This window comes from Thioalkalicoccus limnaeus (assembly GCF_041197575.1).
GTDB classification, from domain to species: domain Bacteria; phylum Pseudomonadota; class Gammaproteobacteria; order Chromatiales; family Chromatiaceae; genus Thioalkalicoccus; species Thioalkalicoccus limnaeus.
In genome coordinates this window covers 112,266-125,009 of sequence record NZ_JBDKXB010000006.1, presented here as the reverse complement: position 1 = coordinate 125,009, position 12,744 = coordinate 112,266, and the positions used below count along the sequence as shown (strand labels likewise).

General features: G+C 66.4%; 9 protein-coding genes, 1 tRNA gene and 1 CRISPR repeat array (1 of these 11 cut by a window edge). Of the genes, 5 read left to right on the top strand and 5 right to left on the bottom strand.

The annotated features are described in order from the left end of the window. Positions 1–22: 22 nt before the first annotated feature. On the bottom strand, positions 23–1,759 hold the full coding sequence (gene menD, locus ABC977_RS07150) for a 2-succinyl-5-enolpyruvyl-6-hydroxy-3-cyclohexene-1-carboxylic-acid synthase (protein WP_369666559.1): 1,737 nt from the start codon (positions 1,757–1,759) through the stop codon (positions 23–25). Next, entirely contained in the window at positions 1,756–3,147 is a 1,392-nt protein-coding gene (locus ABC977_RS07145; RefSeq protein WP_369666558.1) for an isochorismate synthase, read from the bottom strand. The genes menD and ABC977_RS07145 overlap by 4 nt, the downstream gene beginning before the upstream one ends. A gap of 285 nt (positions 3,148–3,432) precedes the next feature. On the opposite strand from ABC977_RS07145, the gene ABC977_RS07140 reads away from it, so the two are divergent. The 5 genes from ABC977_RS07140 to ABC977_RS07120 all read left to right on the top strand — a co-directional run bounded on the left by ABC977_RS07140 (position 3,433) and on the right by ABC977_RS07120 (position 7,891). Beyond that, positions 3,433–4,473 carry an alpha/beta fold hydrolase gene (locus tag ABC977_RS07140; RefSeq protein WP_369666557.1) on the top strand — a complete coding sequence of 347 codons (1,041 nt, stop codon included), beginning with the start codon at positions 3,433–3,435 and terminating at the stop codon, positions 4,471–4,473. Positions 4,474–4,808: 335 nt separating this feature from the next. Continuing rightward, entirely contained in the window at positions 4,809–5,489 is a 681-nt protein-coding gene (gene lolA, locus ABC977_RS07135) for an outer membrane lipoprotein periplasmic chaperone LolA (RefSeq protein WP_369666556.1), read from the top strand. Positions 5,490–5,520: 31 nt separating this feature from the next. Beyond that, the gene (locus ABC977_RS07130; protein WP_369666555.1) at positions 5,521–6,861 is read left to right on the top strand and encodes a replication-associated recombination protein A; all 1,341 of its coding nucleotides are present in this window, start codon (positions 5,521–5,523) and stop codon (positions 6,859–6,861) included. A gap of 39 nt (positions 6,862–6,900) precedes the next feature. Further along, positions 6,901–6,977: transfer RNA gene (locus ABC977_RS07125), tRNA-Met, on the top strand. A 443-nt stretch (positions 6,978–7,420) separates the two neighbouring features. Continuing rightward, the gene (locus tag ABC977_RS07120; RefSeq protein ID WP_369666554.1) at positions 7,421–7,891 is read left to right on the top strand and encodes an Hsp20 family protein; all 471 of its coding nucleotides are present in this window, start codon (positions 7,421–7,423) and stop codon (positions 7,889–7,891) included. Positions 7,892–8,016: 125 nt separating this feature from the next. Here the strand turns inward: ABC977_RS07120 and ABC977_RS07115 are convergent, their stop codons facing one another. From ABC977_RS07115 to vapB, 3 genes are all read right to left on the bottom strand, one after another. After that, on the bottom strand, positions 8,017–9,192 hold the full coding sequence (locus ABC977_RS07115) for a methyltransferase domain-containing protein (protein WP_369666553.1): 1,176 nt from the start codon (positions 9,190–9,192) through the stop codon (positions 8,017–8,019). A 472-nt stretch (positions 9,193–9,664) separates the two neighbouring features. Next, complete coding sequence (locus ABC977_RS07110) at positions 9,665–10,069, bottom strand: type II toxin-antitoxin system VapC family toxin (RefSeq protein WP_369666552.1); 405 nt, start codon at positions 10,067–10,069, stop codon at positions 9,665–9,667. Continuing rightward, entirely contained in the window at positions 10,066–10,443 is a 378-nt protein-coding gene (vapB, locus tag ABC977_RS07105) for a type II toxin-antitoxin system VapB family antitoxin (RefSeq protein WP_369666551.1), read from the bottom strand. Before vapB ends, ABC977_RS07110 begins: the two co-directional genes overlap by 4 nt. 34 nt (positions 10,444–10,477) lie before the next feature. After that, a CRISPR array of direct repeats spans positions 10,478–12,744; the repeat unit is 29 nt; unit sequence GGGCCTATCCCCGCGAGCGCGGGGGAATC (it continues 1,666 nt past the right edge of the window).

Here is a 12,744-nt window from a genome sequence, read left to right as displayed (position 1 = left end):
CGGATGCTTACCTCCGCTGGTTTCAAATGATGTCTTGCCGTGCGACCCGTTGCCAGAAGCCCTCGTGGACCCGCTGACTCGAGGTTGCGTCGATCCGTATCTCGATCACTCTCGCGCCGCCTCGGTCGATGACCTGATCGAGTGCTCGATCGAGGGTGGCCCCGTCGGTGACGATCCGATGGGGCACGCCGAATGGGCGCACCAGTTCGCCCAGGTCGAGCGACAAGGGTGTTCGCCACAGGGTCTCGACGCCTGGCACATGGCGCTGAGGCAGGTAGTCGAAGATACGACCCCCGCCATTATTCAGCACCAGGCAAGGGCGGTCGAGTGTGTGCGCCAGCAACAGGCCGCTCAGATCGTGGCAGAAGGCCAGGTCTCCGAGCAAGCCCCAGGTGGCCAACCCGCCGCGAGTGAGGCCGGCGAGAGTCGAGACCTGTCCGTCGATGCCGCTGACGCCGCGGTTGCCATGGATGGCCAGCGCGCGCGCGCGCGCCCCGGACCAAGTGTCGAGCTGGCGGATCGGCAGCGAATTGGCGCAGAAGAGGGCGTCGCCGGCCGGCAGCCTCGCGATCAGCGTTTGGATCAGATGGGGCTCGCACCAGGGGCTCTCGGCCAGGTGTTGCTCGGCCAAGGCCGTCAGGCGCTGGTCCGCGGCAAGCCAGTCGTCCAGCCAGCCAGGCGCCGCCGTCACCCGATCCGTTCGTTGAAGCCAGCCCAGGAAGACCGCCGGCGTTGCCGTGATCTGTTGCACGGCATCGTGGGTCGGGTCGCACCAGCGCTCCGCGGGGTCGACGAGGAGCGACGGAACGCCGGTCAGCCATTCGTTGAGCACCCGCGAGACCGGTGGTCGACCGAGGCGCACGACCCACGCCGGGCGCAACGCCGCCGCGGCCAGCGGATTGCGCAAGAAGCTATCGTAGCGGGTGACCCGGACCTCCGGCGCCGGTCCGAATCGGAGTCCCGACAGCGGATCGACGAGGACAGGCAGGCCCAGGTTGGTGGCACAGGACCACAGGGCCGCGATATCGTCGTCCGTGTACTCACCGGGACCGCAACAGATCAGGCCCGGGCCGGACAGCTGGTGGAAGTCGATTGCCGCGGGGGCCACCGACCACGGGTCATCCGTCGGGGCGGGCGCCCCAGGTCGCGCGTGCGGCAAGGGTCGCAGATCTCCGCTCGCCGGTGGATCACAGTCGGTGTCGGGTACCAGAGGCTCCGGAAAGGGCAGATTGATATGGACCGGTCCGGCACGTCGTCCCCGGCTCACCGACGCCGCGCGCGCGCCCAGCGCGGTCATGGTCTTCATCGCGCGCGCCTCGTCCCGGGGTGGTCCCGGATCGTGAAACTCGCGGACGAAGCGTCCGAACAGGTGGATCTGGTCGACCGTCTGGTTGGCGCCCCAGGCCCGCAGCTCGGGCGGTCGGTCAGCCGTGAGCAGGATCAGGGGCAGGCCCCACTCGGCGGCCTCGATGACAGCGGGAAACCAGTGCGCGGGGGCGCTGCCCGATGTACACAAGAGACCGACCGGTTGGCGCGTGGCCCGCGCGAGGCCCAACGCGAAGAAGGCCGCACTGCGTTCGTCGAGGATCGGCGTCAGCTGCAGGGCCGGCTGGCGCTGCCCCGCCAGGACCACTGGCGTCGAACGGGACCCGGGCGACAGCACGAGGTGCCGCATCCCGCCCGCGACCAGACCATCGAGCAGGGCCACCGACCAGCGCAGGTTGCGACAGGCCTGATCGTCGCGCGGTGCACCCATCATGCGAACTGGAGTGCCGTCAGCATGGCGCCGAGTTTGTCCTCGGTCTCCTGCCATTCGCAGAGGGGATCCGAACCCGCGACGATTCCGGCACCGGCGAACAGGTCGGCCCGATCGCGGCATATCTGTGCGCACCGCAGCATGACCCAGAGGTCGCCGGTCAGGTCCGGTTCGACGATGCCGGCGGCACCGGTGTACCAGCCACGGTTGATCGGTTCGGTCCGTCGCAGCCAGGAGCTGGCGGCATTGCGCGGCTCGCCATTCGTCGCTGGGGTCGGGTGGAGCAATTCGGCGAGGCGAAAGACATCCATTCCAGGCGCGACCCGAGCCCGGATCGGGCTCCACAGGTGCTGCGCGTTTTTCAGCCGCATCAGCACCGGGACCTCGGGGATCTCGATCTGGTCGCTGCAGGTGGTCAAGGCCGCGCGAATCGCGTCGATGACGAGATCGTGCTCACGGCGGTCTTTGACGGAGTTGAGCAGGGCCTCGCCGAGCGCGGCATCGCGATGCGGGTGGGCGGCTCTGGCGACGGTTCCGGCAATGGCATCGACCTCGATCCGGTCACCCGAGCACGCGACGAGCCGTTCCGGCGTGGCGGCAACGAAATGTGTTTCATTGCGGCTGATCGAGACGAGTTGACAGGATGGGAAGAGGCGACCGAGAGTGGTCATGAGCCGCGCGCGATCGAACGGCCGTGCCCCAGTAACACGAAGTCGGCGCGAGATGACCACCTTGTCGAGCTTGCCCTCGGCGATCTGTTTCAGCGCCGATTCGACCAAGTGTTCCCAGCCGACAATCTCCGGTTGATTCTGGTCGCGGCGCAGGCGTATCGGCCCGGGGTCTGCCGTCGGCTCCACCTGTCGCAATGCCGGGACCAGGCGCTCGATCCAGCCTTGCCAGCGTGCGAGCAGCGCCGCCGCCGACGCCGGCAGGGTCGTCGTCAGGATCAGTGCGCCGCGGTCGTGATGACCGCGCAGGGCGACTTCCGGGACCCACAGGAGGGCGTTGGGAAGATGATCGCGCTCATCGGTCTCCAGTTCCATGGGGGAGGCCGCGAAACCCAGCAGCGCGAAGCCGCGATGTCCGGTGTCGTCGACATCCAGTTGGGTCCACGAAGCGCGGGCCGCTTGGGCGGTGGCGCGAAGCTGATGGAACCGCATCGGTCCCATGGCCTGCCATTCGGCGGCGACACCGTAGCCGGCGTGCAGTGTTCTATGATCTCCATGCGCGAACTGGAACTGAGGACCCGCCAGCGTCGGGGCCAGTCTCGGGAAGTCGGGGAGCTCCAGGATCAACGACACCAGGCCCTGGTCGTCATCCAGCGGCAGCAGGCCGATCGTCTCCGCAAGGCGTTGCTTCAGGTACTCGTGGGTTTCGGTTGGCGCAAGCATCTCAATGCCACAGCGAGATCGTTGTCGGCGTGGCCGCTTGGAGCCCTCGAGGGGGCCGAGCCAGCCGGGCAACGAAAACAAGGCCGGCCCGATGCGACCTGGCCGGCAAGTTGTCGAGGACCGGCACGGGGTATCCGGCCGCTACGAGTGGTTCAGCGACAATCAGCCGCCCATGATACGACAAGTCTGGCCACCTCGATGGTTTCGGAAGAGCATGGTATCGTGCACGCGGCACAGACGGGCTGATTCCGACGCCCATCCTTCGACGAGGAAGACGGACAAGTCATGTGGAAAGCCTGGTTGGTCTCGTTGACGATCCTTGCCTTGATCGGCGCCGTCGCTGTCGGGCTCGGCCCCTTTTTGGTGTCCACGACGCCCCTGCCGGGTCTGGAGCCGGCGCGTGCGGCGGCGACGCCCGCGAGTCGGTTCCTGGTCATCCCCTTCGAGGGTACAGATGGAGTCGAGGTTCATTACCTGGCGGGCACGACACCGCCGGGACCGGCGGTGCCGAACTTTCTGCTGCTGCACGGGTTCACGCTGAATGCCTTCACCTGGGACGAGTTGCTCGGCTTTTTCGATGGCCAGGGACATGTGATCGCCTACGACCAGGTGCCCTACGGACTCAGTGCCAAGCTGACGCGGCTGGACTGGGCCGAGGCGAGCCCGTACACGCGTGAGGCGGCCGTCGATCAGCTGTTCGCGACTATGGACGCTCTCGGACTTGCTCAGGCGATCCTCGTCGGCAATTCCGCCGGCGGTTCTCTCGCGCTCGAGGCCGCGCTCGCGCGCCCGGAGCGGGTCACGGCATTGATACTGGTCAGTCCCTGGGTTTATGCGCAACGTCCGACCTTGCCGCCATCCCTTGCTGACCTCCCGCAGACCGAACGCTTGAGTCTGTTCCTCGCGCGACGTCTGGGCCAGAGCACGGCCTTGCTGCGCCGCTCGTATGCGGACCCGAGTCGCCTGTCGGACGAGCGTTTGGCCCTCGCCGGTGTCCATGCACGGGTTGCAAACTGGGACCTGGCGTGGGGACATCTGCTGCACCAATCCTTGACCGATGTCGTCTCGGTCAGTGCCCGCCTGCCCGAGATCACGCAGCCGGCGTTGGTGATTACCGGCGATCAGGATCGCCTCGTGCCCCTAGCGGATACGCAGCAGGCGGCGGCGGCGCTTCCCTTGTCGGAGTTGGTCGTCCTGCCTGGGTGCGGACATGTCGCTCACGAAGAATGTCCAGGCCAGGTTGCCGATGCGGTCGCCGACTGGCTGGCGGGCCTCCAAACGACCTTTGGATCCGTGCATGTCGGGGAATTCCGCGACGCCAATTGACAGCGTTCGGCCGTATCGATGTCGACGCGCGCGCAGGTGGGGCCCCGGGCGGATGTTTTGGCGCGGTGTCGCCTTCGCGCGGGTGCGGCGGCTTCGATTGTGGGCGACGCTGGGGTAGCGGGGCTGGGATAGCGGGGCTGGCGAGCGCGGTTTGCTGTCGTTCGGCCTGTCCAGGCCAGGTCAGGCCAAGCAGGGTCGGTCAAGGGTTTGTTCGTCGAGTGCGTCGCTCGTGGGATCTTGCTCGCGAATCACCGGTCTGAGCCAGCGATATCTCGACTGCCGGCCAGCTTTGGCGGTCGCCATCCCATCCCACCCTTCAACGAGTGATTCCCCCCATGCATCTTGTCAGTCATCGTCGGTCTCGGAATCGGTCTGGTTCGCCCGGCGTCGTCGCGCGCGCGAGCCTGCTGCTGGTGTTGCTGTTCACCTGGTTCGCCGTTTCGGGGGCGTCGGCCACCGACGGCGTGAAGCAGCTCGATGCCTACTTGACTGGGCTCGAAACGCTTCAGGCCGATTTCCGTCAGACGACCTTCAACGCTGACCGGAGCCAGATGCTCGAGTCGGACGGGCGTTTCTATCTGAAACGGCCTGGACAGTTTCGCTGGGAATATCAGGTACCGTTCAAGCAATTGATCGTCGCTGACGGGCGGCGGGTCTACGTCCACGATCCGGAGCTAGAACAGGTCTACCATCGCAGTCAGCGCGAGGCGCTGCGCGGCACCCCGGCCTTGTTGCTGACCGAGGATGGTCCGTTCGACCGGGTGTTCGATCTGAGGCCGATCGAGGGGACCGGCGAGCGCGAGTGGCTCGAGCTGCGACCGAAGGCGGCCGACACCGAGATCGAACGGATCGAGCTCGGTTTCCTCGGCGATCAGCTCGATACGTTGGTGATGGTCGATCGCTTCGGGCAGGTCACCCATCTGCGTTTCCACGACATCCGGCGCAATCCGCGCCTGGACGGCAGCCTGTTTCGCTTCGATCATTCGATCGGCGGGGATTTTCTCGAATTCGATTGAGGGCCGACGAGGCGTTCGCGAGAGTCGGACCATGGTGTCACGTCCCACCCGAACTGAGACGCCGGTCGGCGGACAGGCACCGCTGGCCGAGCGGCGCCGACCGCGCACGCTGGCGGAGTTCCAAGGCCAAGCTCACCTGCTCGCCGAGGGCAAGCCCTTGTGGCACGCGATCACCGCCGATCGGCTGCACTCGATGGTCCTGTGGGGGCCGCCGGGCAGCGGCAAGACGACGCTCGCACGGCTGATCGCCGGCCACTCCGGGAGTGCGTTCATCAGGCTCTCGGCGGTGTTGGCCGGCGTCAAGGACGTCCGCGACGCGGTCGCCGAGGCACAACGACGCCGCCAAGCAGAGGGTCGTGGAACCATCCTGTTCATCGATGAGGTCCACCGCTTCAACAAGGCCCAGCAGGATGCCTTCTTGCCCCATGTCGAGGATGGCACCTTCCTGTTCATCGGCGCGACGACCGAGAACCCGTCCTTCGAGTTGAACAACGCCCTGCTGTCGCGGGCCCGCGTCTACTTGCTGAAGCCGCTGACGGCCGCCGAGATCCGAACCATCCTCGAGGCGGCCCTTGGCGATCCCGAGCGCGGGCTCGGTCGGCTCGGTCTGAGGCTGACCGACGGCGCCTGCTCGCGGCTCGCGACCGCGGCCGCCGGCGATGCGCGGCGCGGTTTGAACCTGCTGGAGCTCGCGGCGGATCTGGCGCCCGGATCGCAGATCGACGAGGCCGTCGTGGCCGAGGTCATCACCGGCCCCGTCGCACTGTTCGACAAGGGCGGCGATCTGTTCTACGAACAGATCTCGGCCCTGCACAAATCGGTGCGTGGTTCGGCGCCGGACGCGGCCCTCTATTGGCTGGCGCGGATGATCGAGGGCGGTTGCGATCCGCGTTACATCGCCCGGCGAATCGTGCGGATGGCCTCCGAGGACATCGGCAACGCCGACCCCCGTGCGCTGGGCCTGGCGTTGAACGCCTGGGAGGTCCAGCAGCGGCTCGGACACCCGGAGGGGGAATTGGCGCTCGCCCAGGCCGTCGTCTATCTCGCCTGCGCGGCGAAGAGCAACGCGGTCTACCGAGCCTGGAATGCGGCCCGGGCCGATGCCCGTGGCACCAGCGCGGCCGAGGTGCCGATCCATCTGCGCAACGCCCCGACAGCGTTGATGAAAGAACTCGGCCACGGGCGGACCTATCGCTACGCCCACGACGAGCCGGAAGGCTATGCCGCCGGCGAGGACTATTTCCCGGCCGAACTGGGCCCGCGCTGCTACTATGAGCCGGTCGATCGGGGTCTGGAGATCCGCATCGGCGAGAAGCTCGCGCATCTGCGCGAGCTCGATCGAAACGCCGCACGCACGCCACCAAAAGGTTGACGGTGCCCGCCTGGGTCGCTAACATTCCCGCTCTTATTCGGCTACGTAGCTCAGTTGGTTAGAGCACCGCACTCATAATGCGGGGGTCGGTGGTTCGAGTCCACCCGTAGCCACCAGATCTCGGTCGCCTCGGCGACATCCACCCGTTTTGTGCGACGGCCGACCTGACGCATGTCGGTGCTCGCTTTCGCGCGGTCGCCGGTCGGCGACACTCCACTGTCTCGATACCGCAAGGTCTCCCGGCCTTGGCGCACACCCGTCGGCGTCCCGCACCAGTCCGCCCAGACTGCCATCGAGCCGCTCGTCGGGCGGCCCATCACGCTTGCCTCCTCTGTACCCAGGTCCGACTTGCGGCACGCCCAACGGCGGTGGAGAAGGTCGATCCGCGGCTGTTATCGACGTTCGGCGGTTCATGACGGATCTTTGGCACTCCTCTTGACAGAGTGCTAACAGATGACTATCTTCTTTCTTGCCAGCAGCCGCCCATCCGGGGACTGCCGGCTGGCGGTTCAACCGAACGCCAATTGTTCGTTCATATTGCTCATTTGGAGGATATGTCATGACCACTCTCGACTTCTCACCGCTGTTTCGTTCGATGATCGGCTTCGATCGTCTCGCCAATGCGCTGGAGACTGCCTATCGCAGCGAGCCCGGTGGCTACCCGCCCTACAACGTCGAGTTGCAGGACGAGAACCGCTATCGGATCACGCTGGCCGTGGCCGGTTTCAGCGAAGACGAGCTCAACCTCGAGGTGAAGGAGAATCTGCTGACCGTGTCGGGTCAGCGGCACGCGACGGAGCGCGATGGCAATTTCCTCTATCGAGGGATCGCCAACCGCGGCTTCGAGCGTAAATTCCAGCTCGCCGACTACGTGAAGGTCGTCGAGGCCAAGCTGGAGAAAGGTCTGCTGCACATCGACCTGGTGCGCGAGGTGCCGGAGGCGATGAAGCCGCGGCGCATCGAGATCCGCGGAACGGGCACGAGCCCCGCGATCGAGCATGGCGCATCGGAGCAGGCCAAAGTCGCCTGAGGACGGCACGCTGACAGTGCCAATCTGATCGGCAGGTGAGAAGGCCGGGCATTCGTGCCCGGCCTTTTGCTATCGGCGACCGGAATCGTCGGGCGGCGCCCGCGAAGGCCGGTGCGAGGCCCGTTTCATTCGACGCGGCGCAGCAGATCGACGCGATGAGGTTTCCAGAGGCGGACACCCTCCGGCGTCAGGTGTTGCTCGAAGGCCGCGCGGACTGTGTCGATTCGGGTATCGTCGAGCCGACGCTCGACGAAGGTCACGTCGATGAACCGTGCGGCAAAGCTCGCCCAGTCCGGATAGACCCCCTCGGACTCGAAGAAGACCTCGCGCACCAGTTCGAACCGTCCGCTCGCGACGGCCCGGCGCAACGCCTCGAAGGCGGCCTGTCGGACCTCCTGCTCGTCCTCGATCAGACGCAGTAGCGCGTTGAAGTCGCCCCAGTACACGGGTTCACAGACATAGAGCAGGCCGTCCGGGACCAAGACGCGATGGATCTCGGCCAGCGCCCGGTCCATGTGATCGATCTGGACATGGTGTAGCGATTTGAGCATGACCACGAGGTCGTAACTGGCGGCGGGATCGGCGATCGCCTCGGCGCCACCGTAGCGAAAGGACACCTGCGGCAGATCGGTGATGGTCAGATTACACGCGTGCTGACGACGATCGACCTCGGTCGCCGTGATCCGGGCCGCGCCCAGACGCGTGGCCATGGCGCGGGTCAGATGGGCCGCGCCGCAGCCGAGTTCCAGGACCCGGCGACCGCGCAGATCGACCAACTCGGCCATCAGATCGATCGCCTCGACGCGGCGGTAGGCCGCCGGGTCGTTGATCTGCATGCTCGCTTCCGAAGGCGGGGCAGGGCGCGCGGCATGATGCGCTCCCGGGACAGCGCAGCCCGGCGCCGGAGCCTTGTCATGCAGGGCTTGCAACTCGTCCAGGACCGCCGTCGGAAGGATCTGTTGGGCCGCGGCGAACAGGCTGGCCTCCTCGAAGCGGATGTGCGCCTCGAGCAGGTCGGCGAAGGTCAACAGGTCGTCAGGACCACCCTGGGCGATCAGCGCACGCATCGCGCCGTGCTCATCGCAGATCCGCTCCACCAGGCGCGTCTCCCCAGCCGCTTCGAGTGCCGGTAACACGCCTGCCTCCTCGAGCGCGAAATGCGGCTCCAGTTCATCGGCAAAGCGCTGCCCCAACTCATGCCAGGCCGCTACCGCATCTTGGGCGCGGCGAGCCCGCAACGCGATGACCAGACCCCTGTGATGGTCCACGGATAGCCGTCGCAATGCCGAACAGCGTTTCATTGGTTCCTCCACGAGGGGTCTGTTGCGAGAAGACGCCGATACACCTTCGCGCGTCGATGGCTGCCATCGACGCCGCGTGTCGGGGGCTGGGAGAATCGCCGAGACCGTCGGCTCGCGCTGCAACGGGCACGACGAGATCGGCATTCAGCCTTCGCTCGTTCCCGAATCTCGGGGTGAATAAGAGTTTTGTCACGGGTAAGCGCCGGGGAGGTCTGCTTCGGCCGCTCGGGGCAGGCGCGACGATATCACCGTATTTCCGCGTCCCCGGAGCGAGCGAACTGCCGCTTACCTATAGGTCCAGTCAGGCACGGTTGTTGGTCGGCGGGGTGGTGGACGTTGAGATTTGGTCGGAATCGCCCTCGATCGCCGTATCGTTTTTGCGCCAGACGTTGACGGCCAAGATCCGCCGCGTCGCGTGCGGCGTTGACGGGGTTTTTCCGCTGAGGGCGGAGGGGCTTTTCGGGCGGAGCGGTCATGAGTCAAGGATCCAGTTTTCGACGACCAGACCAGGATAGTCCTTGAAGTCGTCTTCGTTGTTGGTGACCAGGGTAGCGCCGATGCCGAGCGCGTGAGCGGCGATCAGGCGATCCATGGCATTGCGCCGGCGATCGGGAACGGCGGCTCGCAGCACGCCGTAGGCGTGAGCCGCGGCTTCGTCGAAGGGAAGATACGGAACCCGCTGCACGAACAGATCCAGGATCATTTCGTTGTGCTTTCGGCTGTCGGGGCGCTTCTCGATCCCGGCGCGGATTTCCGCATAGGTGATGATCGACATGCCGACATCGCCCCGACTCAGCGATTCGAAACGGGCGGCTACCGAAGCGGGCCGACGTTGCATGACATAGATGCAAATATTGGTATCCAGCAGATATCTCATGAGTCGGCGGTCGCCTTCCCGCCGGCTGGGCTGCCGAAAGCCTCCCGATCTCGCTCGACCTCCGGCGATTCATCGCGGCCATCCGCCATGAAGTCGGGCGTAAACATGGCGCAGATATCCATCACGTCGCCGAGGGTTTGCGCTCCCGCGGGGCGGACGACGAGCGTGTTGCCGATACGCTCGATCTCGACTTCCTGAATGCCGTCCGCAAAGGCCAACTCCTTAGGAATGCGCACGGCCATGGAATTCCCGCTTTTGAAGACTCGCGTGAGCATACAGGTTTCCTTGCAGTCGATTGTATATCCAGTATATACGCCATGCCCATAGAGCGCCACCGGCCCCTGTTCGAGTTTCTCTGCCAGCAAGGCTTCCACCTCCGCCAGCCAGTGCTTCAGCTCGACCTCGTCATGGCCTATCCCCGCGAGCGCGGGGGAATCCGGACCCTCCGCCGCCCGAGCCGATAGACCCGGGGCCTATCCCCGCGAGCGCGGGGGAATCAAAGGCCGCTGGAGGTGCTGCCCGTGGGGTCAGGGCCTATCCCCGCGAGCGCGGGGGAATCCACCGTTGCAACTAAATAACCTCAGGTGGCCCGGGCCTATCCCCGCGAGCGCGGGGGAATCCGGCACTGATCGACGCCGATACCCACGCCAGGGGGCCTATCCCCGCGAGCGCGGGGGAATCCTCGATCCACGGGCAGCCGCGGGAATCGACGAGGGCCTATCCCCGCGAGCGCGGGGGAATCTCGATTCGCCCGACGCACATCCGGCGGCGAGAGGGCCTATCCCCGCGAGCGCGGGGGAATCCAGCGATCTGTAAGCCACGCAAGCCGTCAATTGGGCCTATCCCCGCGAGCGCGGGGGAATCGGCGCTGAAGGCCGGTAAGCCGGATCCGGCGCGGGCCTATCCCCGCGAGCGCGGGGGAATCCGAAGGCGAAGAATGACGACGGCTCGAATTGAGGGCCTATCCCCGCGAGCGCGGGGGAATCCATACCGCCGACACTAACGACATCATTGACGAGGGCCTATCCCCGCGAGCGCGGGGGAATCAGCGATGCCACTGCTGGCCTTGCCCGCAAAAGGGGCCTATCCCCGCGAGCGCGGGGGAATCGCGCTTCCTCAATCGTCGCAATAAAGGCAAAGGGGCCTATCCCCGCGAGCGCGGGGGAATCCTGCTCAGGCCACTTCATTTCCTCGGCGGTGGCGGCCTATCCCCGCGAGCGCGGGGGAATCACCTTCAGTCGCTCCGGTACTGGGTCTGGCACGGGCCTATCCCCGCGAGCGCGGGGGAATCTTCGGCACCGGCGGGATCGGGAATCTTCATGAGGGCCTATCCCCGCGAGCGCGGGGGAATCGTGGACGGCGCGAAGGCCACAACCCATCCCTCGGGCCTATCCCCGCGAGCGCGGGGGAATCTGATCCCGATCGCGCAATGGTGAATTTGCTATGGGCCTATCCCCGCGAGCGCGGGGGAATCCGGATCGCGCCACTGTGTTCGCGGCCGCTTCTGGGCCTATCCCCGCGAGCGCGGGGGAATCCCGGCGAGCGAAGGAGTAAGGCGCATGCGCGTGGGCCTATCCCCGCGAGCGCGGGGGAATCCCAAACAGCGCGTCCTCGCTGTTCACCGGGTCGGGCCTATCCCCGCGAGCGCGGGGGAATCGGATTGAAGGCGCTGACCCTGTCCGGCGTGCAGGGCCTATCCCCGCGAGCGCGGGGGAATCGGTGGTGCAGCGGGTGGGCTCGTGAACCGGCTGGGCCTATCCCCGCGAGCGCGGGGGAATCCTGCACGTACTCCCACTCGCCCAGGGCGTTCAGGGCCTATCCCCGCGAGCGCGGGGGAATCAGCACATGCCAAATTTCTACGCGCCGTGCACGGGGCCTATCCCCGCGAGCGCGGGGGAATCTGCCGGGGGGCTGTTTCAGGCGGTATCCGGGGGGGCCTATCCCCGCGAGCGCGGGGGAATCGAGCCGCAGCTGCCTCGTGCACTTGCTCTTTTGGGCCTATCCCCGCGAGCGCGGGGGAATCAACGACGTATGGGCGCTCGCCGCACTCCGCCGGGGCCTATCCCCGCGAGCGCGGGGGAATCTCGGTAGCGCCGAATTACATCCAGGCTGCGAGGGGCCTATCCCCGCGAGCGCGGGGGAATCGTGTGATGGCCCATGACGCCCGCAACGCCACCGGGCCTATCCCCGCGAGCGCGGGGGAATCAGGTCGTGGCCAATGGCGCCGATGCCACGCCGGGGCCTATCCCCGCGAGCGCGGGGGAATCAGTTTGGATGGAATAGATAGCATAATATCATAGGGCCTATCCCCGCGAGCGCGGGGGAATCTCGGCCAGGCCGTCGTCGACGGCACGTGGCGGCGGCCTATCCCCGCGAGCGCGGGGGAATCGAACATAATTACAGTCGTATTTAAATTACAGTGGGCCTATCCCCGCGAGCGCGGGGGAATCCGAATCATGCCGTGACGCTGGACGGTCGGTAAAGGCCTATCCCCGCGAGCGCGGGGGAATCGGGCAGAGTCCTCTTATGGTCGGCCGGTCCTGGGGCCTATCCCCGCGAGCGCGGGGGAATCTCGCTCGGGTATGGGCGTTCCGGATGCTCGTCGGGCCTATCCCCGCGAGCGCGGGGGAATCTGGGTCTTGTGGGCCATGTGCGGGCTTGGGAGGGGCCTATCC